Genomic DNA, 26071 nt, shown 5'->3' with positions numbered 1-26071 from the left:
GTCGGGATGATCGGCATCAACGTGCCGGTGCCGGTCCCGATGGCCTACTACTCCTTCGGCGGCTGGAAGAACTCGCTGTTCGGCGACACCCACGCCCACGGGGTCGAGGGCTTCCACTTCTTCACCCGCGGCAAGGTCGTCACCACCCGCTGGCTCGACCCCGCCGACCGCACAGCCCGCGGCGGCATCGACCTGGGCTTCCCCCAGAACACCTGAGGCCGCGGCCTTGAACTCAGCGACTCGACAGCTGCTACGACGGGGCTCCACGTCGCCGTTTTGGTCACCGCTTACAACAGATCACCGCGACGAACAGGCATCTCCGCTGATGATCGTTTAGGGAACGCAGGGCCCCTGACCAGCATGAACGAGGATCGGAGCCGGTGGTGAAACACCCGACTCCCCTCCAGCGGGTTCACGGTTCAAGTCCGTGGCGGTGTACACAAAGTATCAAGATCGAGTGACCGCTTTGGTCGACGATTATCCATCGTGATCTCCAGTGATCACAGAAACTCTGCGGCGCTCGGGCCAATCCCCCTGAAGATCACTCTTACGGTCCAACGCACGGAAGCAGCGAGACGTGTCCGCTGACTGCAATGCACCGACGGTCAGCCCCGCCAGCGGGGTCGGGACGGACACCCGAGTCAGCTGTTCGACGGTGATGTCTCATGACAGGACCTGTCGGTCCGCCCCGCGCCCTCGCTCCCAGAGTCGAGACATCTCACGCTCACCCGGGGTGGCATCCTCCTGTGGTGTTGATCGTGGCTGGCAGTGGCGTCCACCAGGGTGGTGTGCGACCGGCCCGGTGACGGGCGAGGCGTCGTGTGGGGCGGCCATCGCGTGATCTTCTTGAAGACCTCTCACAGTGCTTCTCGAAGGACGACACGCGATGACCGCACCCTCGATTATCGACCCGACCGAGTTCCTGCACGAGCAGCTGTCCCAGGCGAGTCCTGACCTGCTCCGTCAGATGTTGACCACGTTCATCAACACACTCATGTCCGCCGACGCCGACGCGGTGTGCGGCGCCGCGTGGGGCGAGCGCTCCGAGCAGCGGACGAACACCCGCAACGGCTACCGCCACCGTGACTTCGACACCCGCGCGGGCACGATCGACGTGGCGATCCCGAAGCTGCGCAACGGCACGGGCTGGTGTCACCGCAGATCGCCATCCAGGGCCAACAGCGGTTGCTCGCCTTCGGGACGGCGCAACAGCGGGCCCGCTACCTCGGCGGGATCGCTCGAGGTGAGATCGTCTTCTCCGAGTCCATCTCCGAACCGGGGGCGGCGTCCTCGCTGAAGGCGATCCGCACCACCGCGCGGCGAGACGGTGCGGACTGGGTGATCACCGGTCGCAAGACCCATGTGAACCTCGGTCACCAGTCCGACGTCACCCTCGTGTACGCCATCACCGAGGACGGGCTGACCGCGTTCCTCGTCGACACGGACCTCCCCGGGGTCAGCAGCGTGCAGACCACCCCGATCGGACTGCGCATGCTCCCGACCGCCGACATGGCGTTCGACGAGGTCCGGGTGCCCGGCTCCGCGGTTCTCGGGCAGGTCGGTGCAGGCCTGGACACGTTCCTGACCACCTTCAACATCAGTAGGCTCGGCAACGCCTCCGAGCTCATCGGCTACGGCAGGCGAGCCCTGGCCCAGGCGACCGCCTACGCCCAGGGCTGAGATGTCGGCGGGCACAAGGTCGCCGAGTTCCAGGGCATCCAGTGGACGGTGGCGAACGCCTACGCCGAGTTGTACACCAGCTCCCTGGCACGCGACCACGCCGCGAACCTGGCCGACGCCGGCGGGGACCCCGCCCTTGCGACCAGTCTCGCCAAGATGGTCGCGGTCGACGCCGCGGAGCGGGCCACCTCGGACGCGTTCGCGCTCGTCGGTTCGCACGGCTGCTACACCGACACGGACTTCGGTCAGCTCTTGGCGGACGTGAAGGTGTATCGCATCGGCGGCGGGTCGGTCGAGGTCATGCGCAACTACATCGCCCGTCGGGTGCTGCGCTCGGAGACCCTCGAGGGGCTCGCATGACCATCGACACCGTGTCCCGGCTGCTGATGGCTCGACGCGCCGACTCCCCGACCGCGCTCCTCGGGATCGCCGAGGCACCGATGGCACTCGGCGATGCCGTCGATAGCGCGGCGTCGAGGGCCCACGCCCTGCTCGCGCGGGGACTGGTACCCGGTGAGCCCGTCGCTCTCGTCGGAGAGAACTCCAACGACTGGCTGCTCACCTGGATGGCGTGTCAGCTGGCGGGCCTGCCGACAGCGTTGATCAATCCGTCGTTTCCCGACGAGCTGATGAGCGAGGTACTGACGCCTCTGGCCCCGCAGGCGGTCCTGTCGACAGACGCGCGACCTGCTCCACCCTCGGTCGCAGACGGATGGATCGACGCACGCGGCCTCATCGGCGGCACCGGCGGCACCGCCGCCCTCCCGGGGCTACGCGCCGAGGGATCCGACCTCAGCGCGTTCATGTTGACCTGGGGTACCACCGGCCCACCGAAGCTGGTCGCCCAGTCACAGCGGTACTTCGTCTCCCTCGGCCGCTACATCGCCGACGGTCTGGGCCTGACCGGACGCGACACGGTGCTGACCCCGCTGCCGCTGTTCCACATCAACCCTCTCGGCTACGGCGTCCTGGGATCGCTCAGCGCCCGCGCAAGCTGCCTCAGCCTCCCGCGGTTTCTCGGCGCGCTCGTTCTGGTCGCAGGTCCGGGATACCGGTGCCACCGCCGCGATCCTGCACGGGCCGCCGCTGGAGATCCTCAAGCGCCGCACGACATCGGCCGACGCGGCGGGGCACGCGTTGCGCGTGGTGTTCTACGCGGATCCCGCGTTCCTGACCTCGTTCGACGTCCCGCTCGGAGTCTCCGTCTACGGGTCGACTGAACTCGGCGGACTGTCCCACATGCACCTGTGGCGTCAAGACGACACGGCGGCGCCACCCGAGGGAGCAGTCCACTACGGCGGACATGCCAGGCCGGGGCTCACCCACCGAATCGTCGACGGCGAGATCCAGGTCCGAGCACACGGGCCAGGCATCCTCGCTGAGGGCTACGTGCGGCCGGGCCGCGTCCTGGAACCGCTCGTTCCCGACGGCTGGTTCGCCAGTGGCGACCTCGGTTACACCGACGAGCACGGCGGTCTGGTCTACCGAGCCCGAGCCTCGGACTCGGTTCGGGTCAAGGGGAGTTCGTGCCGCTGCACTTCGTCGAGAACACCTTCCGCGAGATCGACACCATCACGGACCTGGCCCTCTGGAAGCGCCCCAGCAGCCTCGTCGACGAGGAGCTCGTCCTGTTCATCGAGGCGGATGCGATCCCGATCGACGCGATCCGCGACCGTCGGTCCGAGCTTCCCGCCTTCATGCAGCCGTCGGCCGTCGCCCGGGTCGACGCCCTCCCCCGGGACACGACGGTCGGCAAGACACGCCGCGGGCAGCTCGACCTCACCACAGCACTGGAGGTCGTCGAACTGTGATCGACGGGATCGTCGACTTCCACGTCCACTCGGGCCCGAGCATCCTGCCTCGTCGGCGAGACGACCCGGACGCCGTCGCCGAGGCCCGCGGCACCGGTGTGGACCGGCTCGTCCTCAAGGCCCACGAGGGCTCCACAGCCGAGCGGGCCGCGTTGGCAGGGGCGGGGATCTCGGGTGGGATCGTCCTCAACTCGCCCGTCGGTGGCTGCAACCCGGACGCGGTCGAGGTCTGCGCCCGTCTGGGCGGCCGGGTCGTGTGGCTGCCCACGGTCTCCTCGGCCGCCCACCAGGCCGCGGCAGGCTCCGCCGCACTCGCCGTACACCGCGGAGTCCGTCTCCGGCAGGTGCCGGTACTCGACGACGGTGCCCCCGCACGCGGCCTCGACGAGGTCCTCGACCTGGTCGCCGCCCACGACCTCATACTCGCTTCGGGACATGTACCGGTCGGCGACGCCGTCCGGATCTTCCAGGCCGCTCACGCCCGCGGTGCTCGTCGCTTCCTGGTCAACCATCCGACGTTCGACTTCATGAACTGGAACGACGACCTGTTCGACCCGCTCGCGAAGCTCGACGTCCGCCTCGAGGTCGGGTGTGTCGCCGACCTCGACACCACACCCGCGGACAGCCCGACCATGCGCTTGGCGACGGCCTACCCGACGTCCCTACTCGTCCTCGGGAGCGATCTCGGGCACACGTCGTTCCCGGATTACCGGGAGGGCCTCACGACCTGGTTCCGAGGCTTGGCCCCGCACCTGGGCGAGGAAGCGCTTCACCCAGATCATGGCCGTGAACGGCCAATCGTTCCTGGACGGGTAGGCCGAGGACGGGCCTTGGGGGCGACCTCCGGATTGGGCCGCTCCGTACCCTGCGCGACGGCTGATCAACGCCGCCGGGGATCCGTCCAGTCACCGTTTTGGTCACCGCTTACAACAGACCATCGTGGCCGACAGCCATCACGAGTGATGATCGACCCAGCCCCCAAGGGCCACCTGACCAGCACCGACGCCTATCGGAGACGGTGATGGAACACCCGACTCCCCTCCAGCGGGTTCTCGGTTCAAGTCCGAGGCGGTGTACTCAACGCCGCAGGTCAGAGCGTCTCAAGGTCGATCCCGGTTCAGATTTTCACGGTCACAGTCAACGCTTACTCAACGGAAACTCCCTTCAGGGAGTCAGCTGCTCACCCAGGGGCCGGGCAAAGTCGCACCGAGCGGCGTGTCGGAGCGGTGATCCGCCGGAGATGGTGGTGGGAAGGACACGGCCGCCTTGGCGATCATCGCGGGTTCCGACGCCTGCTTGATGACCGGGAGTTGCCGTGTCTGCCTCCCTCACTTCTCCCGTTCTGGACGACCTACGACCCCGAGGTGGTCAGGGCCGCGCTCAAGCACCTGGCCTCGGCGCAGACCCCTTGATCCTTTCGGCCAGCTCGTCGCGGTACTCCCGTACCGCCTGAAGCTCCAGTTCGTCGCCGGTCGCCCGCTTCAACGCGCCTTTCAGGATCTTCAACCCCTGGCGCTCGTCGCCGCGCGCATCCGCCTGCCTCGCGGCGTTGTCCATGGCTTTGGCTAGCGTAGTCTGTGCCTCGGGTTCCTTGGCTGCCTTGTTGATCCGGATCCAGTTGCCGCCCGGATCGACGACGGTGAACCCGGTGTACCGGTCGTTGCGCAGCCGCGGTCGGGTCATGCGCGGGATGCCGGAGATGAGCAGTTCTCCGTGCACGGACCGCATCCCCGGCGCGAAGGCCTCGAACAGCTCGCTGGTGTCCGCCACGATGACCAGGCACGTGCTGTACGACTGCGCCGGGTCGTAGTCGTCCATCCCGAAGAAGTGCAGATTGATGTCTTCCCGTTGCACCGCGACGTGCGGGTTCGGCCGCGTCTGCCGATAGGTGATCTCGAAGCCGAGCATCTCGTAGAACGACGCGATCTCGTCGATGGATGGACAGAGCAGGAGCGGAATGGTCAGGTCGTTCGCCACTGCCCGACGCTAAGCCCGGACCTGCCGAAATGACACCGAGCTATTTGCCCACCGGTAGCCGCCACCGGGACAGCGCCTGGTCGGGCCGGACGGTGCCCGCGGTGTCGGTCAGCAGGATCCCGCCGGCCTGCGACCCAACCTGCGTCCCGGCGGTGTCCACTCCTGGGCGCGGATGGAACCCACTACGGTTGCTCTCCTGAGGGGTGCTGGTCCTTCGTGACGCGGGCGGCGTCACGCAGGGGCGCCGAGCGGCGGGTGCTCGAGCACGCGTGGCCTGTACTCGACCAGCTGGATGCGACCGTCGAAGGTCCGGTGCTCGATCATCTCGAGGGCGACGTCCGGGTAGCCGTCGTAGATGCGTTCTGCGCCCGTAGCCCCGGTGATCACCGGGAACATCCCGACCCGGAAGCGATCGACGAGTCCGGCTCTCAGCAGGGACCGGCACAGGCTGAGGCTGCCGATCGTGCTGAGCAGCCCCGAGCCATTCTCCTTCATGGCGCGGACCGTCTCGACGGCGTCGTCGCGGACGAGCGCGGAGTTGGCCCACGTCAGTGGCTCCTCGAGCGAGGAGGAGAACACCACCTTGGACGCTTGCGTGAGCTCGTCGACGGACGCCTCCTCCTCGGCCCTGAACTCAACTTGGCCATCCGGGACCTCGCCGCTGGCGAAGCCCGACATCAGGCGATAGGTGTTCGCCCCCATGAGGTAGGTGACCTCGGGCTGCTCGCCGAGCCAAGCGAGGTACTCCGGGCCCTCGAGGCCCCAGAACCCGGGCCATCCCTCTCCCGATGCATAACCGTCGAGGGAGGTGATGAAGTCGACGAGAAGCTCTGACATGGCGCGGTGTCCTTTCCTCGGGTGTCACGAGCTTGGACCGGCCGCGGGCCACGAACTCATCGGGTCCGTTCGGTTGTTTCGATGACAGGCCGGCCATGGATCGGGCGTCGAATGTTCGCGCGGCCAGCTCCATCGTCCATTTCCCGACCATCGGGGTGCTGAAGCCCAGGCCGGGCGAGCGTGGTAGCCGCGCACGCGGCGAGCGAGCATGACTGGCAGGGGTCGGCCACGGGCTCACCTGCGTGCCCTGGCTCGACGAGGTGACGGAGTCGGGGCCACCTCCACTTCCAGGACCAACAGAAGCGGAAGGACGACCCGCGTCCACTGCGCTGAGGCGCAGAGTGCTGCCGGGATCCGCTGTGCGCCAGCACTGGTTGTGCCGGGGCCGGGGCCGCAGACTTGATCCACCGGCATCGGGTTGACGTACGAGTCGGTGGCTGCCATCTCGTCCGCATCCGTGGGAGTTGCTCGAGCCGCTGATCCCGCCGCGGGTCGGCGCCGCTCGCCTGTGCGGACTCGTGCCCGAGCACCACAAGCTTGGGACGGGTTCCCGGGGTGCCGTCTGTGTACGTCCGCGATATGCGTCGTAGGCCACCATGTGGCGCATGCGTGTTCTGGTCGTCGAGGACGAGCCGTTCATGGCCGAGGGCATCCGGGACGGCCTTCGGCTGGAGGCGATCGCCGCCGACATCGCCGCCGACGGGCACACCGCGATGGAACTGCTGAGCGTCAACACCTACGACATCGCCGTGCTCGACCGCGACATCCCCGGACCGTCCGGGGACGAGATCGCCGAGCACATCGTCGCCTCGGGCACGGGCATGCCGATCCTCATGCTCACCGCCGCGGACCGGTTCGACGACAAGGCGTCGGGCTTCGGGCTCGGTGCCGACGACTATCTGACCAAGCCCTTCGACCTCCGGGAGCTCGTGCTGCGGCTGCGGGCCCTCGACCGCCGACGCGCCCACGCCAGGCCACCCGTACTCGAGATCGCGGGCCTGCGGCTGGACCCGTTCCGCCGCGAGGTCCATCGGGACGGCCGCTACGTCCCGCTCACCCGCAAACAGTACGCGGTGCTCGAGGTCCTCGTCGCTGCCGGGGGTGGCGTGATCAGCGCCGAGGAGCTCCTGGAACGGGCCTGGGACGTCAACGCCAACCCCTTCACCAACGCCGTGCGCATCACGGTGTCGGCGCTGCGCAAGCGGCTGGGCGAACCGTGGCTGATCGCGACGGTGCCCGGGGTCGGCTACCGGATCGACGTCGCGGCCGGGCCCGAGGGGGCCGGGGGCCGGCGTGGATAGGCCGCCGGGATGGAGCGTCCGCCTCAAGCTCAGCCTCAGCTACGCCGGGTTCCTCATGGCGGCCGGTCTCGGGCTCATCGCGGTGGTGTGGGTGTTCCTCCTGCGGTACGTGCCCCCCGAGGCGATCAGGATCGTGAGAGATCGCGCGAGCGAGGACCCGACACGACCACCCGCTCCCGGGTTCGTCGTGCCCGGCCGGGCGGACCTGTGGGAGGCGTTCGCCCCCAAGGCCGCGCTCATGCTGGGCATCCTGCTGGTGTTCGGGCTGGTCGGCGGCTGGCTGCTCGCCGGCCGGATGCTCGCACCGCTGTCGCGGATCTCCGCCGTCACCCGCATGACCGGGACCGGGTCGCTCTCCCAGCGGGTCGACCTGCACGGCCGGCAGGACGAGTTCCGCGAGCTCGCCGACAGCGTCGACTCCATGCTCGCACGGCTCGAGGCACACGTCGCCGAGCAGCAGCGGTTCGCCGCCAACGCCTCCCATGAGCTCCGCACCCCGCTGTCGATCATGCGGACGCTGCTCGACGTGGCCCAGCGCGATCCGGACCGCGACGTCGACGAGCTCGTGGGGCGGCTGCAGCTCGTCACGACGCGGGCCATCGACCTCACCGACGGTCTGCTCGTGCTCAGCCGGGCCGAGCAGGGGTCCTTCGACCCGGAGCCCGTCGATCTCTCGCTGGTGCTGGAGGAGGCGGTCGAGACCCTGCTCCCCCTCACCGAGAAGCACTCCGTCGTCCTGCGGAGCTCGGGATCCACCGCGGCGACCGTCGGCTCCCCCGCGCTCCTGCTGCAGTTGACCACGAACCTGCTGCACAACGCGATCGTCCACAACCTCCCCGAACAGGGCCTCGTGCGGGTGACCATCGCAACCACCGCCACGGGGGTCACGCTCACCGTGGAGAACACCGGCGACCAGCTGGCTCCGGAGCTGGTCGCGGGCCTGACCGAGCCGTTCCGGCGCGGCACCGAGCGCGTCCACTCCGACCAGGCCGGCGTCGGCCTCGGCCTGGCCCTCGTCGCCAGCATCACCAGGGCGCACGCCGGAACCCTCACCCTCGCACCCCGCCCCGGCGGCGGCCTCCAGGTCGTCGTGCAGCTGCCGTCCGCGCACGGCTACCCGACGGGGAAGTCGAAATAGGTGTCGGGATAGGGCTCGTCCGCGAGGGTGTAGTGCCACCACTCCTGGTCGTAGGCGCGGAACCCGCTGCCCTCCATGACCGTCCGGAGGGTCTCCCGGTTCTTCCGCGCGAGGTCCGTGATGTCCGCGGCGCCGTGGTGGGAGAGCGAGTCCATCAGGTCGTGGTCACCGCCCATCTCGGCAAGTTCGCCCGTGCTGAGGTGGTAGAGCGTCAGGTCGACGGTGCTGCCGCGGCTGTGCCCCGATCTCGCCGCCACGTATCCCCTCTCGAACATCTCGCCACGGTCGATGTTCGGGTAGTGACGTGCCTTGGTGCGCCCGTCCTCCGGCAGCTCCGCCCACCTCAGGAAGCACTCGACGGCCCGCTGCGGGCGGTAGCCGTCCCACAGCAGCAGCCCGAAGCCCTTCTCCTCGGCTCGCTGCCGTGCCCGGTCCAGGGCCGAACAGAGCGCCGTCGTGCCCACGATGCGGTTGACGGCGTACCCGTCGACCGGTTTGCCGGTGAAGTTGTCCCAGGTCGAGTACTTGGCGTCCCAACGCACCCCGGCAACGAGCTGGTCCACGAAGACGAAGTCGGCGGTCATCCTCCGGCCACCCGCACCTGTGGCCCGGTCGCGAGCGCGACGAGCCGGTCGAGGACGTCACCGAGCGTCAGCCCCGCGGCGGCCATCATGGCCGGGTAGCGGCTGTAGGAGGTCAGGCCCGGGAGGGTGTTGACCTCGTTGAGCACGATCCGCCCGTCGGCGGTGAGGAACAGGTCGACGCGGGCGAGGCCGCGGCACCCGAGGGCGCGGTAGACCACCTTCGCGGTCTCCTGGACGAGCCGACGCGACTCCGACGGGATGTTCGCGGGCACGGTGATCGTCGAGTTCTCCGACCCGCTCTCCGGCGATGCCTCCTGGTGGATCCGGAAGAAGCCGCAGGACAGCGTGATCCGGTCGACCTCTCCCACAAAGAGATCGTCGCCGTTGCCCAGGACGGCACATCCGACCTCGTCGGCGACGATCGCCTCCTCGACCAGAACTTTCGTGTCGTACCGGCGTGCGACGTCGACCGCGCCCGGTAGCTCGTCGGCCCGCTCCACCTTCGTCACCCCGAACGACGATCCCGACCGGGCGGGTTTGACGAAGACCGGATAGCTCAGCTCGGCCGGGTCGAGCGCCTCGGTGGGCAGGAGCGACCGGAATGCCGGCGTGGCGACCCCGGCGCTGCGCGCGACGAGGTAGGTCAACGATTTGTCCATGCACAGTGCCGAGCTCGCGACGTCGCACCCGACGTAGGGCACGCCGGCGAGCTCCAGCAGCCCCTGGACCGACCCGTCCTCGCCGTACCGGCCGTGCAGGACGGGGAGGACCACGTCCAGCCGGGCCGCCTCGAACCGGTTCCCGTCCGCGACCAGCAGCCCGTGCACGCTCGGGTCCGGCGACAGGACGACTAGGCGGCCACGCTCCTCCCAGCCCTCGTCCGGACCGTCGCACAGCCGCCAGGTCCCGGACCCGGTGATCCCGACGAAGAACGGCTCGTACCGGTCGAGGTCGAGATGAGCGGCGACCTCGCGGGCGGACTTCACCGAGACCGGGTGTTCCTCGGAGCGGCCGCCGAACAGGATCCCGATCCGGGTCCTATGCATCCCGGCACCCGCTCTCGAAGGTCAGGCACTGCAGGATCGAGTTCTCCACGGCGTCGCGAAGGGCGTGGTCGGTGTGGTAGGCGACGTGCGGGGTGACGATCACGTTCGGCAGCCTCTGCAGCCGGGCCAGCACCGGCCAGTCGACCGGGTCACGTCGGCGGTCGGTCGCGAAGATCCCTTCCTCGCCCTCGAGAACGTCGAGGGCGGCGCCGCCCAGGCGGCCGCGCTCCAGCTCGTCCGCGAGTGCCCCGGTGTCGACGAGGGCCCCCCGTCCGGTGTTCACCACGATCGCGCCGGCCTTCAGCTCACCGAGGCGTGCACGATCCAGCAGATGCCGGGTCCGAGCACCGAGCGGGACGTGGAGGGTCACCACGTCGCTGCGCCGGAGCAGGTCCTCGAGCGGCACGTAGTCGGCCGAGAGGGTCGGACGGGGGTCGTGGGCCAGGATCCGGGCGCCGAACCCGGTCAGTCGGTCGACGACGGCGGCGCCGATGCGTCCGGTCCCGACGACGCCCACAGTGAGGTCCCGTAGCTCCCTGCCCCGCGTGGGCGGCGGCCGATAGTCGTGCGCCGCCGTCCGGTCCAGGACGGACCGAGTGTGGCGCAGCGACATCACGATCAGCATGAGCGTGTAGTCGGCTACCGCTGCGGGCGAGTACGCGACGTTCCCGACGGTGATCCCGGCGCGGGCCGCCTGCTCCAGGTCGATGTGGTCGACCCCGATGCTCCGCGTCGAAAGGTACCGCACGCCCACCCGTCCGAGAGCCCGCAGGATCGGGCCGGTGACCCGGGTCCGGTGGTCGACGCTGACGCAGCGGTTCCCCGATGCCAGGAGGGCCCCTGCCACCGACACGGGCTCGCCGGTCACGGCCGGCTCGACACCGAAGCGGTGCGCCGACTCCCGGAAGAGGGTGTGTTCGTCGCGGTCGCACCCGTACACGGTGATCCCGATCCGCTGCCCACGGGTGAGCACGGATCCCGACGATCCCGCAGTGCAGGGTCCTGTTCGCCTGGGCCGGCCTTCGGTCATGCTCGGAGCCAACACCGGGCGATGTTGCCCCGACGTATCCGGTTTCCGAGACACCAGCGATATCCTGACGAGGGCATATCGTCGCCGTATCGAGTTCTCGCGACGCTCACGCAACATCGGTCGGCCCTCACTACCCGCATGATCCCCCTCAGCCTCGGCGACATCGCCACGATCGTCGGCGGCACCGTGGACGGCGACAGCTCCGTCGTCGTGACCGCGCCGACCGTCCTGGACAGCCGACAGGCGGGGCAGGGCGCGCTCTTCGTCGCCTTCTCCGGCGACCGTGTCGACGGCCACGACTTCGCCGAGCACGCCGCACGGGCCGGGGCGGTCGCCGTGCTGGGCGCTCGGCCGATGCCGCTGCCATCCGTCGTCGTCCGGGACACGAGGGCCGCGCTCCAGGCTCTCGCCGCATACGTCGTCTCCCTCCTGCGGGAGCGGTTGACCGTCGTCGGGCTGACCGGCTCGCAGGGCAAGACCAGCACCAAGGACCTTCTCGCCGCAGTGCTGTCCGCCACCGGCCCGACGATCGCCACCATCGGCTCTCTCAACAACGAGCTCGGCGTGCCGCTCACCATGCTGCGCACCGATCCGACCACGCGATACCTGGTCCTCGAGATGGGAGCCCGCCACATCGGCGACATCGCCGCCCTCGCCCGACTGGCCGAGCCGGACATCGCTGTCGTCCTCAATGCCGGGATCGCCCACCTCGGCGAGTTCGGTTCCCGCGCGGCAGTCGCGCAGGCGAAGAGCGAGCTCGTCCAGGGGCTCGCCCCCGGTCGAACCGCCGTCCTCAACGCCGACGACCTGCGGGTCGCCGCAATGCGCACGCTCACCGACGGCCCGGTCCTCACCTTCGGTCATGCCGAGAACGCCGATGTGCAGGTCACGGATCTGAGGCTCGATCGGCTGGGACGCCCGAGCTTCACCCTGCGGACCGCCCATGGGTCCGCCACGGTCCGGCTCCAGATCGTCGGAGCCCATCAGGCGGTCAACGCCGCAGCCGCCGCCGCGGCCGGCTCGCCGCCGGAGTGCCCGTCGACGCCGCCGCCGCGGCACTCTCCACCGCATCACTGTCGAAGTGGCGCGCCGAGCTGCGGCACCTGGGCTCCGGCGCGACGCTGCTCGACGACACCTACAACGCCAACCCTGACTCGACCCGCGCGGCACTGGCGACGCTTGCGACCATCGAGGGCACCCGCCGGATCGCCGTACTCGGCGAGATGCTCGAGCTGGGCGACGAGTCCCACGCCGAGCATCACGCCATCGGCGAGTACGCCGCCTCCCGCGCCGACCTCGTGATCGCGATCGGCGACACTGCCCGGCACATCGCCGAGGGAGCCGGGGACAAGGCGATCCACGTCCCCGACAACGACGACGCTGTCGCATGGCTGCACGCTCACCTCACCGAGGGCGACGTGGTGCTCGTCAAGGCCTCACGCGCAGCGCGCCTCGACGAGGTCGCCGCCGCGCTCAGGTGACACCCTGCAAGCACACACAGGCAATCGGCCACAACCGGCGTGCGGTGCCCAGGCCCCGTCGACGAGGCGGGCACCGAGCCGGCGACACGATCGTGGCGGGATCGATGAGTCGGCGCGGTCCGGACGGTCGCTCCCTGAGGAGCCGCGGACACCCGCGGCGGCACAACGGAGGATCGCCTGTGGAGATCGACCTGTTCGCCTGCGTCGCGGTGAGCGACCTGACCCGCGCGATCAACTGGTTCGACAGGCTGCTCGGCGAGGTCGACGCCTTCGCACCCAACGATGTCGAGCACGTCTGGACGCTGGCCGAGCACCGCCATCTCTACGTCGAGCTGCTGCCGGAACACGCAGGCCACTCACGAGTCACCGTGTTCGTCGACGACCTCGACGAGTTCCTCACCGCCGCAGCCGAACGCGGTGTGCGACCGGTGGCACGAGAGCAGTACGGCAACGGCGTCACCAAGGTCTCCTACCGGGACCCGGACGGGAACGACATCGGAGTCGGCGGGCAGTCGTCGTGACCTCATTCCCGCCCTGGCGCCGACCGGGCTCCGCCGCGCATCTCCGCCTGCTCCGGGATGCCGGGCAGGGGGTCCTCGGCGGGCGGGGCGAAGACCGCCAGCACGGTCCGGACGACGACGTCGGCGGCGGCGTCCGGGTCGAGCCGGTCCGCGGCGACCTCCTCGGCGGCCCCGTGGACGACCTGATGGACCACGGCGACGAGCCAGGACACCGGCAGATCCGAGCGGAACACTCCCTCACGCCTGCCCCGTTCCACCAGCCGCTCGACCCGGGCCGCGGGTTCCTTGTGCAGGTCCCAGAGCCGCTCGGGAGAGAGCTCCTGGGTTGCGGCCGCGAGGACGGCGCGGGCAGCGTCGAGCTGTCGCCAGGTGGCGCGCAGCAACCGGACGAGGGCCGCTCGCGCGTCACCGGTCTGGTCGAGGTCCGCCAGGGCGGCCTCGTTGGCCCCGAGCACCCGGCCGGCGACGGCCTCGACCAGCTCCGCGCGCGAGGCGAAGTGCCCGTAGAGGGTGACCCGGCCAAGCCCCGCGGCGCGGGCGATCTCGGTCATGGTCGCCGACGGGGTGACCAGCAGGCAGGCGGTGGCGGCCTCCAGGATCCGCTCGACGTTGCGCGTGGCGTCGGCCCGCCGACTCTCCGTCACACCGGGGATCGTAACAACTCGAACAGGACTGTTTGACTTCGCCGTACGGGCCGTTCTACGGTGCCGGCACCGGGCCCGCCGGGGGGTGGGCCCGGGAGAGTGCGGGTTTCCGGGTGATCTTCGGAGGGATCCTGACCGTTGCGCATCGGTGAGCCGCTCGATCGCGCGCTCGCCGTGCTGTGCCTCGGCGCCTTCGCGACCGTGGTGATCGGCGCACTCGGCGCCGGGCCGGCCTGGCCCGCGATCCCCCTCGGAGCGGCGTTCGCGCTGGTGGGCACAGTCGGCTTCGGCCGGGTGCGGCGTGCCGGGCGGTGGGCCGCGGTCGGATACGTCGTGGTGCAGGGCGGGCTCGGCTACGCGGTGTTCACGACCGACCCCGGCGTGGGCGGGACGCTGAACCTGGTGGTGCTCGTCAGCCAGTGCGTACTGCTGCTCCCGCTGCCCGCGACCGCGGTGGTCGTCGCGCTGACCCCCTTCGTGCACACCGGGATGCCGCTCGCCGAGGCCGCCCGCGAGGGGGTCGGGACGCTGGCCGCGGTGCTGTTCGGGGCCGTCGTCACCGAGCTGCTGCGCCGCGAGCAGCGCGCCCGGGCGGACCTCGCCGCCGCCCACGCCGAGGTAGCGCGGCTGGCCACCGCCCAGGAGCGCAACCGGGTGGCCCGCGACATCCACGACGAGCTCGGCCACGCCCTGTCCGTCGTCGGGATGCAGCTCAAGGCCGCCCGGGCGGTCCTGCTCACCGACCCGACGCGGACCGACGCGCTGCTGGCCACCGCACAGCACACCGCCGAGTCGGCGTTGGAGGACGTCCGCCGCTCGGTCCGGATGCTGCGCGAGCCCCGCTCGCTCCCCGAGGCCCTGACCGCGCTGACCACCGAGGTCGGCGCCGATCTCACGATCACCGGCACGCCCCGCCCGCTGCCGTCCGAGATCACCGGGGCCCTGCGTCGCGCCGCCCAGGAGGGGCTGACGAACGCGCGCAAGCACGCCGCCGCCACGCGGACCGAGGTCGTCCTCGACTTCGGACCGGGCACCGTGCGCGTCGAGGTGCGCGACGACGGCGTGGGACCACGCCCGATGTCCGCCACCGGGTTCGGGCTGGTCGGCCTGCGGGAGCGCGCCGAACCGCTCGGCGGTCGGGTCGAGCTCCTCGGGCCGCCGGAGGGCGGGAGCGTGCTACGGATGGAGGTGCCCGGATGACCGTCCGCGTGCTCGTCGTCGACGACCAGGCGTTGTTCCGGGAGGCCCTCCGCACCCTGCTCGACGCCCAGCCGGAGATCACCGTCGCCGGGGAGGCGGGCGACGGGGCGGAGGCGCTGCGCCGCGGGGCGGAGCTCGCCCCGGACGTGGTGCTGATGGACCTGCGTATGCCGGTGCTCGACGGCGTCGGGGCCATCCGGCGGTTCCGGGTCGAGCAGCCCGCGGTGCGGCTGATCGCCCTGACCACGTTCGACGACGACGAGGACGTCTTCGCCGCCCTGCGCGCCGGGGCGCTGGGATACCTGCTCAAGGACGTGCCGTCGGCCCGGCTCGTCGAGGCCGTGCTCGCGGCCGCCCGCGGGGAGTCCGTCCTGCAGCCGTCGGTGGCGGCGAAGGTCGTCGCCCGCGTCGCGCAGCTGCCCGACCCTGTGCCCAGCCCCCGGCCCCAGCCGCTGGTGGACCCGCTGTCCGAGCGCGAGCTGCAGGTGCTCCGGCTGCTCGCCCGGGGGCTGAGCAACCGCGAGATCGCGGGCGAGCTGTTCCTGGCCGCGGGCACGGTGAAGAACCACGTGACGAACGTGCTGGTCAAGCTCGCTGTGCGGGACCGGACCCAGGCCGCGCTGCGCGCCCACGCCCTCGACCTGCTCGGACCGTGACCGGGGACCGTGACCATCGGCACGGGTCCCTGGCCGCCGCGCTCGCCATCCTCGGTGCGTCCCCGCCCCCCACCGAGGAGGTCCTCATGACCACCACTCGCTTCGTCGGGCACTACCTGGAGATGTGCGCCGCGATGGTCGTCGGCATGCTCCTGTTCGCTCCACTGTGGCCTGCCGCCTGGTCCGGCCGGCCGGACGCCGCGGCCGCGATCATGGCCGTGGACATGGCCGTCGCGATGGGCTTGTGGATGCGCATCCGGCGCCACAGCCGGGCGGCGACCACCGAGATGTGCCTGGTGATGCTCCTGCCCTTCGCCCTGCTGCTCCCCGCGTTCTGGCTCGGCCTGCTCTCCGGCACCGCGCTGATGATCGCGGGCCACGTGGTGATGTTCCCACTGATGCTGCTGGTGATGCTCCGCAGGCGCACCGAGTACGCGCACGGTGTGGCCCGATGAACCGCGTCGGCACGTGGATCGCGGTGCTCGTGGCCCTCCTCCTGCCCGCGGGCGTCGGTGCCGCGATCTCGGCACCCGCCACCTTCGCCGCGCTGCACGCTCCAGGCCCCGCCCGCGCGGTCCCGCACCCCGCTCCCCCGGTCCACGACCCAGCCCGACCGACGGCGGCGGTGGTGCTCGGCGCCGACGGCGCCGTGGCCTCGGACGTGTTGGGGCCCTTCGAGACCCTGGCGGTCACCGACCGGTTCAACGTCTATGCCGTGGCCGCCGACCACGACCCGGTCGTGCTGACCGGCGGCCTGGACCTCCTCCCGCACCTGACCTTCGACGAGCTCACCGACCGGCTCGACGGCGCGGCACCGGACCTGGTGATCGTTCCCGCGCTGCCCGCGGACGACGACCCCGCCGGAGCCTGGGCGGACGCCCAGGTCGACCGCGGCGCCCACGTCGTCGGCGTGTGCAACGGTGCCGGGGTGCTCGCCGCGGCCGGAGTCCTCGACGGCCGCACCGCCACCGCGCACTGGACCCGCGTCGAGCGCTACACCGCCGCCCACGACCGCACCGACTGGGTCAGCAGCGTCCGGTTCGTCTCCGACGGCCCGGTCGTCACGACCGCGGGCATCCTCTCCGGACTCGACGGCACCCTGCACGCCGTCGAGCAGCTGACCGATCCCTCCACCGCGGACCGGGCGGCGGCCGCGATCGGCTGGACCCGGCACCGGGCCGAGGATCCCGTCCACGCACCCGGCGGGCCCTACCCCGTCGCCGTGGTCAACGCGGCGCTGCGGTGGGATCCCGACCGGATCGGCGTCGTCGTCACCCCCGGAGTCGGCGAGCTCGAGCTCGCCTCGGTGTTCGACGTCCATGGCGGGCAGTCCCTCGCCGCCCGCACCGTTGCGCTGTCCGCCGACGGCGGCCCGGTCCGTACCCACCACGGCCTCACCGTCCTCCCGCGCGACGACCTCTCCGCCGCCGGTCTCGACCGCATGCTCACCCCGGGCCCGACCGGCCTACATGCCGCGGGCGGGTTCGCCTTCGATGCCGCGCTCGTCGACCTCGCCCGCACCACCGACCGGTCCACCGCCGCCTGGACCGCCGCGGTCCACGAGTTCCCCGCCGACGGCCTCGTCCTCGATGGGCCGGCCTGGCCTTGGGTACCCACCCTGCTGCCGGTCGGGCTCGGCCTGGTCGCGGCCGCCATCACCGGCATCCTGCTCCGCCACCGCTCCCGGAAGGAGAGCACCACAAAACCCCTACCGACGTGACCGTGATCCGTGGAGTCAGCCACCCCGATGCCACGCCGACCCCCCCATGGGACACCGGGCGTGCGCAGGTCGCCGCCACGGAGACGTTCCGGCTGTCGACGGTGCGCCCCGACCGCAGGCCAGACGTGACGCCGCTGATCACGGTGTGGCCCGGCTGTCGGAGCCGGCCGGGTGACAGCAGGGCCGTACGTCTCACCGGACGTTCGGACCTCACGGAGCGGCACCGTGCGGTCCGGCCGTGCCGCAGCGAGAAGGACGACCTCGGCGCGCCCTGCGATACACACCCAAGAAGTCACCGTTTTGGTCCGCCTACGACCGACCACGACTTCTCCAGCTGAACACCGGCCAAAGATCGTCAGTGCGGAAGGCCGCTCTCGCCAGCACGAATACCCATCGGAGCCGGTGGTGGAGCGCCCGATTCCCCTCCAGCGGGTTCTCGGTTCAAGTCCGAGGCGGTGTACCAGTCCGTGCAGGTCAAGAGCTTGAAACCTCGCCCATCGCACCCCGTCCGAGATCATCTCCGATGGTTTCCGACCAGAACGACAGCATCTGCTCAGTTGCGATCAGCCGTGACGGCCACTGCGGCGTACGCGTCGGCGGCTCCTGCCGATTCGCTACAGGAATACTCAAGCCCTCGAGGACACCAGACCCGGAACAGGTCTCGCTGACCGAGCGTCCAGAGCAGCGACGCCGTCCCCCGGCCCGCGATGGCCCGGGCACAGCGTGCAGATCATCGAGTGTCTCCTCGGCGCCGACGAGACACGACGCCGCCCGACGAAAGGGCTGGCGACCGCCAGGGACACGGGGTCAAGGCCGGACGAGTCGGACCTCGAGGCGGTACCCTCCTGTAGTGCTGATCGTCGCCGGCCGGGTCGTCGACCCAGAACGCCTCGCCACGATCTGCCACGCCTACGGCATCGAGCACCTCGAAGTGTTCGGTTCAGCCGCCACCGACACTGCTGGCGCGACCAGCGACATCGACCTCCTCTACAGCCTCCAGCCCGGCCGGATGCTGGGCTGGGAGATCGACGACCTCGCCGACGAACTCGCCGAACTCTTCGGCCGACCCGTCGACCTAGTCTCACGACGAGCCCTGCACAAGAAGCTCCGAGACCAGGTGCTCGCCGAAGCCCGCCCACTTTATGCAGCGTGACCTCCTCCTACTCGGCGAGATCATCGACGCCGCCGAACAGATCTAGCAACTGACCGCCGGTGTCACCCTCGATCAGCTGGACGAGCGCAGAGAACGCCGCGACGCGCTACTGTGGAACTACACCGTGCTCGGCGAGGCCGCCGGGCAGATCTCCAACGAGACCAAGACTCGGTTCCCAGCCGTCGCCTGGCAGCAACCGGTACGGCTGCGCAATCGCCTTGTCCACGGGTACTGGTCCATCGACATGGAGATCCTCCTCGCCCAACGTCAGCTGCCCGCCCTCGTCGCCGACCTCCGCGACGTTCTCACGACGCTCTCCGCAGACAGCTGATCCGTGCCGCAAGGCCTACACCGACTTCGCAGCGTCCGCTCCGTCCGCTGGGAGGAACAGGTGCTGTTGTCGCCAGTCACCGTTTTGGTCAGCGATTACCACCGATCACGGTGCCGGACAGACATCACGAGTGATGATTGACTTGGCCGACAAAGGTCATCTGACCGGCAGGAACGAGTCCTGGGGATCCTCGGAGAGCACCCGACTCCCCTCCAGCGGGTTCACGGTTCAAGTCCGTGGCGGTGTACGACAAGTCCCAGGTCACAGCAGGTTACCAGTGATCTGGGATTCTTGTTTCAAGATCAAGTGACCGCTTTGGTCACCGTTTATCAGCCGTGATCACCGGTGGGCACTCGTGATCGACGGCTATAGAGAAGATCACCGGTTCGGACTAGCGGGGCGACGAGCGCCGGGTTTGTCGGTGCTGCTCAGTACCCCTGGCCGCATGAGCGCCGACCGGGACGAGCTGCAAAGACTCGTCGACGAGCTCCCCGAGCACGACATCCCCGCCGTGCTCGCCGAAGCCCGCCGCGCCCACCTCGAAGCGGCGACCGAGTAGCCGCCGGCGTTGTTCAGCTCGTTCGCCGGCGGCCGCACGGACCTCGGCGCCAACCACGACGACCACCTCGTCGACAGGCGGATGAGTCCGCTCCCGGGCGGTACGCTCCGTCAATGCTGATCGTCGCCGGCCGGGTCGTCGACCCAGAACGCCTCGCCACGATCTGCCACGCCTACGGCATCGAGCACCTTGAACTGTTTGGCTCCGCCGCCGGCGACAACGCCGGGCCGACGAGCGACATCGACCTCCTCTACACCCTCCAGCCCGGCCGCACTCTGGGCTGGGAGATCGACGACCTCGCCGACGAACTCACCGAGCTCTTCGGCCGCCCCGTAGACCTCGTCTCCAGACGAGCCCTCCACGTGAAGCTCCGCGACCACGTCCTCGCCGAAGCCCGCCCCCTCTATGCAGCGTGACCTCCTGCTGCTCGGCGAAATGATCGACGCCGCCGAACAGATCCGACAGCTCGCCGCCGACATCACCCTCGACGAGCTCGACGAACGGCGCGAACGGCGCGACGCGCTGCCGTGGAACTACACCGTGCTCGGGGAGGCCGCAGGCCAGGTCTCCATCGAGACCAAGAACCGATTCCCCGCCGTCGCGTGGCAGCAGCCCGTACGGCTCCGCAACCGCATCGTCCACGGCTACTGGTCCATCGACATGGAGATCCTGCTGACAACCGCACGGAGCCAACTGCCCGCACTCGCCGGCGAGCTCCGCGACGCCCTCGCTGCCCTTTCAGCGGATGACTGATCCGGCACGCCAAACCCGCTGCCGACTCCCGTTCATCCTGTACTCATCATTGCAGTTCAGAGCCTCCCCTCCTCGACCTCAGTCGAGGTTGTGTAGCGCGAAGTCAACGCTTACTCAACAGAAACCCCCGCAATGGAGTCAGCTGTTCATGCCGGGGCGTACCAGTCACAAGTAGCCCGTTGTGGCCACCGCTTACGACAGATCACCGTGGCAGACAGACAACTGCACGGGGATTTCCGAGAGAGTCAGCCACCGATCAGGCCTCGGTCAGCCGGCGATGCATTTGGCGAGAGTCGGCACTCCGTCTCCGGTCAGCTCCCCGGTGACGCCCTTGCGCCCGGCGAGCGCCATGAGCAGCGACTCGCCCGGGCCCTCGACGAGCGGGCCGTTGCCGGTGCGCCAGTTCAGATCGGTCGCCGACAGCGTGAGGCCCTTGATCCGCTTCGCCGCGCCGATGGTCGGTGCGGTCTTGGCGAAGTCGAGCACCGCGGCCGGGCGCTGGGGCGGGATCTGCCGTTCCAGGCTGAGGGGCCGGCGGATGTCCTGGTGGTGGATGGTCCCGTCGGTGAGCGCGATCCGCCCACCGAACCCGGCGGTGAGCCCGCGGGGCCGCAGATGGTCTTTGACCAAGGCAACCAGCTCGTCCGGGCTGCGCTCGGCGTGCTCGGCCACCCCGATGGCGTTCGGGCCTCCGGTGACGAAGCGGCCCTTCACCATCCGCCCGACCGTCCCCCACAGCCCGAGGTCTTCGAAGCTGAACATGTGCGCGACCACGTCACGCACCCGCCACTCCTCACAGAGGGTCGGGGCGTCCCACTGCTGCGGGGTCAGTGAGACGAGCAGGTCGGCGATCTCGGCGCGTTCCGCGCACGCCATGGCCATGTAGTCCGGGCGGTCGGCGCGGCTCACTGGTCGGCCACCGCCTTCGCGAACCCGTCGAGCAGCAGCACCCATCCCCCACCGCCGTTGATCGCGGCGTTGATGGCCTCCCCGCCGACGAGACGCTCGAACAGCCGGTGCTCCACCTCGACGACGCTGCCCGCCCCGTCGGCGCGGAACACGGCCTCGATCTCGCTGGCGTGTTCCGGGTCGGGGTCGAACTGCCACGACCCGTTGATCTGCCAGGTGAACACCAGCCGGTGCGGCGGCTCCCACGCCAGCACCCGGCCCCAGTCGCACTCGCTGCCGTCGACGCCGCGCTCGTACCAACGACCCCCGACCCGGGGCTCGAGGATCACCTCGTCGACGTCGGCGGCGCCGATGTGGAACTGGTGGGGCCACCACGAGTCCATCGAGCCGGTGAACACCTCGAAGGCCCGCTCGACGGGCACGGCCAGCGAGACGCTGCCGGTGATGGGTGGGATCGGGGCGACGTCGGTCATGCGGGGTTCCCCTCCAACGGGTCCTCCGAGACGTCCCCGACTTCCGGGGGTGCTTCGGCGAGTTTGTGGAAGCCGGTCAGGGCATCACTCCACACCCCGTCCAGCCACGCCCGCAGCGCGGTCACGCCCGCGGGATCGAGCCGGTGGATCCGCCGAGTCCCCTCGGCCTCGCTGACCACCAGGCCGCCCTCACGCAGCACCCGCAGGTGCTGAGACACCGCGGGACGGCTGATCGGGAGCGCGTCGGCCAGCTCCTGCACCGAACACGCCCGGCGCGCGAGCAGCTCGAAGATCGCCCGGCGGCTCGGGTCACCGAGCAACCCCAGACCGCCATCTCCGTAAGCTGCCACGGACGGTAAGCCTAGACGCACACAACTCGAACACGCCAGACGCTGTCGCTGCGTCAGCATCAGCTTTATAGTTCATCGCATGCTGACCAGTGAGACGCGGGAGGCGGCGCTGGCCCGGATCGGGAAAGCCCTCGCCGACCCGACCCGATGCCGCATCCTGCTCGCCATCCTCGACGGCGCGAGCTTCCCCGCCCGGCTCGCCGAGCAGCTGGGGCTCACCCGCCCCAACGTGTCCAACCACCTGGCCTGCCTGCGCGGGTGTGGCCTGGTCACCGCCGCCTACCAAGGGCGGAAGGTGCACTACGCCATCGCCGACCCACACCTCGCCCAAGCCCTGCGCGAGCTGCTCGCCGTCGTCCTGGCCGTCGACACCGGCCCCGACTGCATCGACGACGACTGCGGCCCCACAACCACCACGGTAGACAGGACGACCGGTAGCGCGACCGCCGCGAAGGTGGCGCAGCAGTGAGCGAGACGACCCGCCCCTCACCCGATCCCGCCGCGTCGACGTGCACCGACGGCTGCTGCACCGCGGCCGACACGGCACCCGCAGACTCAGCACCGAGCCAAACCATCGCGCTGTCCGCCGGGCGGCGTTCGATCCTGACCCGTCGCGTGCGACTGCTGGTCGCAGCCACGATCACCTACAACGTCGTCGAAGCCGTCGTCGCGATCACCGCAGGCCACCTCGCCTCCTCCGCGGCCCTGATCGGCTTCGGCCTCGACTCCGTGATCGAGGTGGCGTCGGCGACCGCGGTCGCCTGGCAGTTCTCCGGATCCGACCCGGCCAAGCGAGAACGCGCCGCCCTGCGGGTGATCGCGCTGTCGTTCTTCGCCCTCGCCGCATACGTCACCGTCGAGTCGGTCCGCGCCCTGTCCGGCGCCGCCGAGGCCGAACACTCCACCGTCGGGATCGTGCTCGCCGCGCTCTCCCTGGTGATCATGCCGTTCCTGTCCGCCGCCCAACGCCGCGCAGGCCGCGAACTCGGCTCGGTCAGCGCGGTCGCCGACTCCAAGCAGACCCTGCTCTGCACCTACCTGTCCGGCGTCCTGCTCGTCGGGCTGCTGCTCAACAGCCTGTTCGGCTGGTCCTGGGCCGACCCGATCGCCGCCCTCGTCATCGCCGCCGTCGCCGTGCGCGAAGGACGAGAGGCCTGGAAGGGCCACCACTGCTGCTGACGACACGACGCCGCCTCCGGCACCGATCACACGACCCGGTGTGATCGGGCCGGGGCGTGGGAGTCGGGGATACTCCCCCGTACGCACGATGGCGGCGCATCCCGGCAGCGAGAAGGTAGCGGTGATGGAGCTCGCGGTGCTCGGTCAAGCGGCGGCGATGTTCGCCGTGACAACATCGACGACATGGTCGTCCTCGCGGTGTTCTTCGGCCAGACCCGCGGCAGCCGAGCCGCAGCCACCCGCATCGTCGCCCTGTCGGTGCTCGGTGTCCTCGGTGCCGGGTCGGTGAGATCGACCGCGACCGGCAGCACGGAACCCGACGCCGGCCCGGTGACGATCGCGACCTTGCGGGACAATCACCGGTCCATCAGAGCGACTGCTTGCCCAGCCAGGTCAGTGCCGACTCCGCGATCTCGCGCCAGCCCGCGTCGATGGTCAGCGAGTGGGCGCGGTCGGGGAACTCCATCAGGTCGGTGACGGCGTCGGAGTGCCGGTACTGCTTGAGGGTCGCCCTGGTCACGGCCTCGGGGACGGTGTGGTCCTTGCCCCCGGTCATCAGCAGCAGCGGGCCGCGGAGTTCGTTGGCGGTGTCGACCTTCGCCGGTGAGTGCGGGTTGAAGTTCGCCGCCGCGGCCTCGAACAACGGCTTGCCCGGCGCGGGGATGGCCCACCGCTCGAACAGCGCGTCCGACTCCGCCTCGCTGATCGCGTTGCCGAAGGCGAACCGGAACTGCTCGGCGGTCAACGAGACGGCCTTGTGCTTGTTGCCCGGGTTCTTGAACACCGGCAACGTGGCCTTGAGCGCCGAGAGTGGCAGGGGCAGCACACCCTTGATCTGCGCGGCGTCGATCGCCACCGCCGCCACGGCCAGGTCCTGTCCCAGCAGCTTCTGGGCGATCATCCCGCCGAACGAGTGGCCCACGAGGATCGGCTTCGCCGGGAGCTCCGCGATCAGTGCGGCGAAGTGGGTCACCACGTCGTCGATGCCGTGGTCGGCGATCGGCTCGGGGTGGCGTCTGGCTTCGGCGACGGTGTCGGGGTCGCCGGGCCACCCCGGCGCGACGGGCGCGTACCCGGCTTGGGCGAACACCTCGACCCAGGGCTCCCAGGAGCTCGCGTGCAGCCAGAGTCCGTGGATGAAGACGACGGGAGTGCTCACGCAGGACGACCTCTCGTAGGTGGGTGTTCATCGGGAGTGGTCCGCCGGACCCGACCGAGTCGGCCACCCACCCCCCGGGGTGGCCGACGTCGGTGCCGCCTCGGGCTCGCACCGTCGTCGAGCCCGAGCCGGTACCGCCGGCGGTCCACGACGATGGGGACCGCTGGATCGTGGGATCGGACGACCGGCGAGGCTGTTCCCCGGTCGATCCGGTCGACTGAGCAGCCTCTGCGACGGCTACAGGACGATCGCCGGGAGCAGGGGCCGGTCGTGGCCCCCACTATGGCCCCACCCCCGCCGGCGTGGGGCGATCTCTCGAATCCCGACCCGAATGCGAGGAAACAGGGTCGGCGTCAGCCGGCTGCGGGACGCCGGACGAACGGGTGCCGCAGATCGACCACCGTCTCGCCGGGCGTGTGCCGGATCTCCAGGGAGTGGACCATCGCGCTCATCATCGGGATACCGCGGCCCCGCCCGGCCAGGTGGCGGTGCGTCGGCGGGCGCCAGACGCCCTGGTCGCTGACCGCGAGATGCAGTTCGTGGGGCCCGGCCACCAGGTCCAGACCGACCGACCCAGCGTGCCGCGCATCGAGGTAGGCGTGGTCGATCGAGTTGGCCGCCGCCTCGTTGACGGCACAGACAATGTCGTCGGCGGTGTCCTCGTCCACCCCGAGCAGGGAGAGCCAGTGCCTGCTGGTCGCACGGATCACGGCGAGCTGGACGGCTTCCGCCGTCCACGAGTGTGTGGCGTGCGACGAATCCATGATCGGCCTCCGATGAGAACGACGAGCGGAGGCGTTCTCCGGGGGTCGGGGCGGAACCTTCTGTCACCGAGCGGTACCCGTCGCCGGGCGTCTCAACCATCACGAGGCTCGACGCCGACAGGCATGGGCATCGCCACGCTGTCGGGCAATCCGCCGCTACGGAGGCTCGGTGTCGACGGTCCTCCGTTCTCCGGGACGACCGAAGATGCTGAGGATCTCCGCAGGGCCACCACCCGTGCTGCCGAACCAGTGCGGGACCGCGGTGTCGAAGGAGACGACCTCGCCCGGCCCGAGGATCCGGTCGCGGCCGTCGAGCACGATGCGCATGTGCCCGGACAGGACATGGATCCACTCGTGGCCGTCGTGGGTCCGCGGCTCCGGGGTCGATCCGTTCGTCGGAATCACGATCTTCCACGCCTGCACCCCGTCGGGCTCCCCGGTCAGCGAGATGACGGTGCGGCCCTTGACCCGCCGAGGTGTCAGCCGGAGCCGGGGGTCGCCCTCCGGGGGCGCCCCGACGAGGTCGTCGAGCGGGACCCGGTAGGCGTGCGACAGAGCGAGCAGCAGCTCGAGGGTGGGTCGGCGACGTCCGGTCTCGAGTCGCGACATCGTGCTCGTGGAGATGCCGGTCGTGAGCGCCACCTCGGTGAGGGTCAGCCTACGCCGGGAGCGGAGGCGCCTGAGCCGGGCAGCGACGCCGTCGAGCGCGACGGCGATCTGAGCGCTCGAGGTGTCCTCCACGGGCTCATCTGACTCCCGATTCCCACAAACGGCAACGATCCTAGGCAAAACACCCCGATGCGCCCAGCCTTGCG

30 protein-coding genes and 4 pseudogenes are annotated in these 26071 nt (G+C 70.2%); 22 read left to right on the top strand and 12 right to left on the bottom strand.

Features of this window, described 5'->3' with window-relative positions:
- From ABD993_RS05870 to ABD993_RS05840, 7 genes and pseudogenes are all read left to right on the top strand, one after another.
- A pseudogene (locus tag ABD993_RS05870) lies at positions 1 to 216 on the top strand (methylmalonate-semialdehyde dehydrogenase (CoA acylating)); the annotation flags it as partial.
- 670 nt (positions 217 to 886) lie between these two features.
- Positions 887 to 1144: pseudogene (locus ABD993_RS05865) on the top strand (transposase); the annotation flags it as partial.
- Positions 1145 to 1149: 5 nt separating this feature from the next.
- Positions 1150 to 1680, top strand: coding sequence for an acyl-CoA dehydrogenase family protein (locus ABD993_RS05860; RefSeq protein WP_345413472.1), 531 nt, complete (start codon positions 1150 to 1152; stop codon positions 1678 to 1680).
- Between the two features lie 18 nt (positions 1681 to 1698).
- A pseudogene (locus ABD993_RS05855) lies at positions 1699 to 2040 on the top strand (acyl-CoA dehydrogenase family protein); the annotation flags it as partial.
- On the top strand, positions 2037 to 2900 hold the full coding sequence (locus tag ABD993_RS05850) for an AMP-binding protein (RefSeq protein ID WP_345413470.1): 864 nt from the start codon (positions 2037 to 2039) through the stop codon (positions 2898 to 2900). The pseudogene ABD993_RS05855 and the gene ABD993_RS05850, both read left to right, overlap by 4 nt.
- Positions 2901 to 3206: 306 nt before the next feature.
- A complete protein-coding gene (locus tag ABD993_RS05845; protein WP_345413467.1) occupies positions 3207 to 3491 on the top strand; it encodes a hypothetical protein in 285 nt (94 codons plus the stop codon).
- Positions 3488 to 4513: a DUF6282 family protein gene (locus ABD993_RS05840; protein ID WP_345413466.1), complete on the top strand. Its 1026-nt coding sequence runs from the start codon at positions 3488 to 3490 to the stop codon at positions 4511 to 4513. Before ABD993_RS05845 ends, ABD993_RS05840 begins: the two co-directional genes overlap by 4 nt.
- Positions 4514 to 4871: 358 nt before the next feature.
- On the opposite strand, the gene ABD993_RS05835 is transcribed toward ABD993_RS05840, so the two are convergent.
- Complete coding sequence (locus ABD993_RS05835; protein WP_345413465.1) at positions 4872 to 5468, bottom strand: VOC family protein; 597 nt, start codon at positions 5466 to 5468, stop codon at positions 4872 to 4874.
- A 231-nt stretch (positions 5469 to 5699) separates the two neighbouring features.
- Positions 5700 to 6305 (bottom strand): dihydrofolate reductase family protein, encoded by a 606-nt coding sequence (locus ABD993_RS05830; protein WP_345413464.1) that lies wholly within the window; start codon positions 6303 to 6305, stop codon positions 5700 to 5702.
- Between the two features lie 605 nt (positions 6306 to 6910).
- Here ABD993_RS05830 and ABD993_RS05825 point away from each other — a divergent pair.
- Together ABD993_RS05825 and ABD993_RS05820 are read left to right on the top strand one after the other, a co-directional pair.
- Positions 6911 to 7606, top strand: coding sequence for a response regulator transcription factor (locus tag ABD993_RS05825; RefSeq protein ID WP_345413463.1), 696 nt, complete (start codon positions 6911 to 6913; stop codon positions 7604 to 7606).
- A complete protein-coding gene (locus ABD993_RS05820; protein ID WP_345413461.1) occupies positions 7599 to 8744 on the top strand; it encodes a sensor histidine kinase in 1146 nt (381 codons plus the stop codon). Before ABD993_RS05825 ends, ABD993_RS05820 begins: the two co-directional genes overlap by 8 nt.
- Here ABD993_RS05820 and vanX read toward each other — a convergent pair.
- From vanX to ABD993_RS05805, 3 genes are read right to left on the bottom strand one after another with little or no spacing between them, the layout of a single operon-like run.
- On the bottom strand, positions 8720 to 9328 hold the full coding sequence (vanX, locus tag ABD993_RS05815; RefSeq protein ID WP_345413459.1) for a D-Ala-D-Ala dipeptidase VanX: 609 nt from the start codon (positions 9326 to 9328) through the stop codon (positions 8720 to 8722). The genes ABD993_RS05820 and vanX overlap by 25 nt on opposite strands.
- Positions 9325 to 10374: a D-alanine--(R)-lactate ligase gene (gene vanA / locus ABD993_RS05810; RefSeq protein ID WP_345413457.1), complete on the bottom strand. Its 1050-nt coding sequence runs from the start codon at positions 10372 to 10374 to the stop codon at positions 9325 to 9327. The genes vanX and vanA overlap by 4 nt, the downstream gene beginning before the upstream one ends.
- A complete protein-coding gene (locus ABD993_RS05805) occupies positions 10367 to 11320 on the bottom strand; it encodes an NAD(P)-dependent oxidoreductase (protein ID WP_425568901.1) in 954 nt (317 codons plus the stop codon). Before ABD993_RS05805 ends, vanA begins: the two co-directional genes overlap by 8 nt.
- Before the next feature lie 105 nt (positions 11321 to 11425).
- Between ABD993_RS05805 and ABD993_RS05800 the strand changes: the two are divergent.
- From ABD993_RS05800 to ABD993_RS05790, 3 genes and pseudogenes are all read left to right on the top strand, one after another.
- Positions 11426 to 12361: pseudogene (locus tag ABD993_RS05800) on the top strand (UDP-N-acetylmuramoyl-tripeptide--D-alanyl-D-alanine ligase); the annotation flags it as partial.
- Positions 12362 to 12435: 74 nt separating this feature from the next.
- The gene (locus ABD993_RS05795; protein ID WP_345413455.1) at positions 12436 to 12885 is read left to right on the top strand and encodes a glutamate ligase domain-containing protein; all 450 of its coding nucleotides are present in this window, start codon (positions 12436 to 12438) and stop codon (positions 12883 to 12885) included.
- Between the two features lie 179 nt (positions 12886 to 13064).
- Positions 13065 to 13406, top strand: a complete 342-nt coding sequence (locus tag ABD993_RS05790; protein WP_345413453.1) for a VOC family protein — start codon at positions 13065 to 13067, stop codon at positions 13404 to 13406.
- Positions 13407 to 13408: 2 nt separating this feature from the next.
- On the opposite strand, the gene ABD993_RS05785 is transcribed toward ABD993_RS05790, so the two are convergent.
- Positions 13409 to 14050, bottom strand: coding sequence for a TetR/AcrR family transcriptional regulator (locus ABD993_RS05785; RefSeq protein WP_345413451.1), 642 nt, complete (start codon positions 14048 to 14050; stop codon positions 13409 to 13411).
- Positions 14051 to 14188: 138 nt separating this feature from the next.
- Between ABD993_RS05785 and ABD993_RS05780 the strand changes: the two genes are divergently transcribed.
- The 8 genes from ABD993_RS05780 to ABD993_RS05745 all read left to right on the top strand — a co-directional run bounded on the left by ABD993_RS05780 (position 14189) and on the right by ABD993_RS05745 (position 20422).
- Positions 14189 to 15250 (top strand): sensor histidine kinase, encoded by a 1062-nt coding sequence (locus ABD993_RS05780; RefSeq protein WP_345413449.1) that lies wholly within the window; start codon positions 14189 to 14191, stop codon positions 15248 to 15250.
- A complete protein-coding gene (locus ABD993_RS05775) occupies positions 15247 to 15906 on the top strand; it encodes a response regulator (RefSeq protein WP_345413447.1) in 660 nt (219 codons plus the stop codon). The genes ABD993_RS05780 and ABD993_RS05775 overlap by 4 nt, the downstream gene beginning before the upstream one ends.
- Before the next feature lie 86 nt (positions 15907 to 15992).
- Positions 15993 to 16361 carry a hypothetical protein gene (locus tag ABD993_RS05770; RefSeq protein ID WP_345413445.1) on the top strand — a complete coding sequence of 123 codons (369 nt, stop codon included), beginning with the start codon at positions 15993 to 15995 and terminating at the stop codon, positions 16359 to 16361.
- Entirely contained in the window at positions 16358 to 17626 is a 1269-nt protein-coding gene (locus ABD993_RS05765) for a DJ-1/PfpI family protein (protein ID WP_345413443.1), read from the top strand. The genes ABD993_RS05770 and ABD993_RS05765 overlap by 4 nt, the downstream gene beginning before the upstream one ends.
- Positions 17627 to 18476: 850 nt before the next feature.
- Positions 18477 to 18779, top strand: coding sequence for a nucleotidyltransferase family protein (locus tag ABD993_RS05760; protein WP_345413441.1), 303 nt, complete (start codon positions 18477 to 18479; stop codon positions 18777 to 18779).
- A 49-nt stretch (positions 18780 to 18828) separates the two neighbouring features.
- Positions 18829 to 19110, top strand: a complete 282-nt coding sequence (locus ABD993_RS05755; protein WP_345413486.1) for a HepT-like ribonuclease domain-containing protein — start codon at positions 18829 to 18831, stop codon at positions 19108 to 19110.
- 672 nt (positions 19111 to 19782) lie between these two features.
- On the top strand, positions 19783 to 20085 hold the full coding sequence (locus ABD993_RS05750; RefSeq protein WP_345413439.1) for a nucleotidyltransferase family protein: 303 nt from the start codon (positions 19783 to 19785) through the stop codon (positions 20083 to 20085).
- Complete coding sequence (locus tag ABD993_RS05745; protein ID WP_345413437.1) at positions 20075 to 20422, top strand: HepT-like ribonuclease domain-containing protein; 348 nt, start codon at positions 20075 to 20077, stop codon at positions 20420 to 20422. The genes ABD993_RS05750 and ABD993_RS05745 overlap by 11 nt, the downstream gene beginning before the upstream one ends.
- Before the next feature lie 267 nt (positions 20423 to 20689).
- Here the strand turns inward: ABD993_RS05745 and ABD993_RS05740 are convergent, their stop codons facing one another.
- Genes ABD993_RS05740 through ABD993_RS05730 form a run of 3 tightly spaced genes read right to left on the bottom strand, consistent with a single transcriptional unit; the run spans position 20690 to position 22154 of the window.
- A complete protein-coding gene (locus ABD993_RS05740; RefSeq protein ID WP_345413435.1) occupies positions 20690 to 21331 on the bottom strand; it encodes a maleylpyruvate isomerase family mycothiol-dependent enzyme in 642 nt (213 codons plus the stop codon).
- The gene (locus tag ABD993_RS05735) at positions 21328 to 21804 is read right to left on the bottom strand and encodes an SRPBCC family protein (protein ID WP_345413433.1); all 477 of its coding nucleotides are present in this window, start codon (positions 21802 to 21804) and stop codon (positions 21328 to 21330) included. Before ABD993_RS05735 ends, ABD993_RS05740 begins: the two co-directional genes overlap by 4 nt.
- Positions 21801 to 22154 carry an ArsR/SmtB family transcription factor gene (locus ABD993_RS05730; protein WP_345413431.1) on the bottom strand — a complete coding sequence of 118 codons (354 nt, stop codon included), beginning with the start codon at positions 22152 to 22154 and terminating at the stop codon, positions 21801 to 21803. Before ABD993_RS05730 ends, ABD993_RS05735 begins: the two co-directional genes overlap by 4 nt.
- 79 nt (positions 22155 to 22233) lie before the next feature.
- Between ABD993_RS05730 and cmtR the strand changes: the two genes are divergently transcribed.
- Positions 22234 to 22623, top strand: coding sequence for a Cd(II)/Pb(II)-sensing metalloregulatory transcriptional regulator CmtR (cmtR, locus tag ABD993_RS05725; protein ID WP_345413429.1), 390 nt, complete (start codon positions 22234 to 22236; stop codon positions 22621 to 22623).
- Complete coding sequence (locus ABD993_RS05720) at positions 22620 to 23333, top strand: cation efflux transmembrane domain-containing protein (protein WP_425568899.1); 714 nt, start codon at positions 22620 to 22622, stop codon at positions 23331 to 23333. The genes cmtR and ABD993_RS05720 overlap by 4 nt, the downstream gene beginning before the upstream one ends.
- 367 nt (positions 23334 to 23700) lie before the next feature.
- Here ABD993_RS05720 and ABD993_RS05715 read toward each other — a convergent pair whose 3' ends face one another.
- The 3 genes from ABD993_RS05715 to ABD993_RS05705 form a co-directional block, all read right to left on the bottom strand.
- Entirely contained in the window at positions 23701 to 24492 is a 792-nt protein-coding gene (locus ABD993_RS05715; RefSeq protein WP_345413428.1) for an alpha/beta hydrolase, read from the bottom strand.
- Between the two features lie 353 nt (positions 24493 to 24845).
- Positions 24846 to 25256, bottom strand: a complete 411-nt coding sequence (locus tag ABD993_RS05710; RefSeq protein WP_345413427.1) for an ATP-binding protein — start codon at positions 25254 to 25256, stop codon at positions 24846 to 24848.
- Between the two features lie 156 nt (positions 25257 to 25412).
- A complete protein-coding gene (locus tag ABD993_RS05705; RefSeq protein WP_345413426.1) occupies positions 25413 to 25997 on the bottom strand; it encodes a helix-turn-helix domain-containing protein in 585 nt (194 codons plus the stop codon).
- Between the last annotated feature and the right edge of the window lie 74 nt (positions 25998 to 26071).

It is taken from the genome of Pseudonocardia xishanensis (genome assembly GCF_039541715.1).
Lineage (GTDB): Bacteria > Actinomycetota > Actinomycetes > Mycobacteriales > Pseudonocardiaceae > Pseudonocardia > Pseudonocardia xishanensis.
The sequence above is the reverse complement of the archived record's forward strand: the minus strand, read 5'-3'. Positions and strand labels throughout refer to the sequence as shown.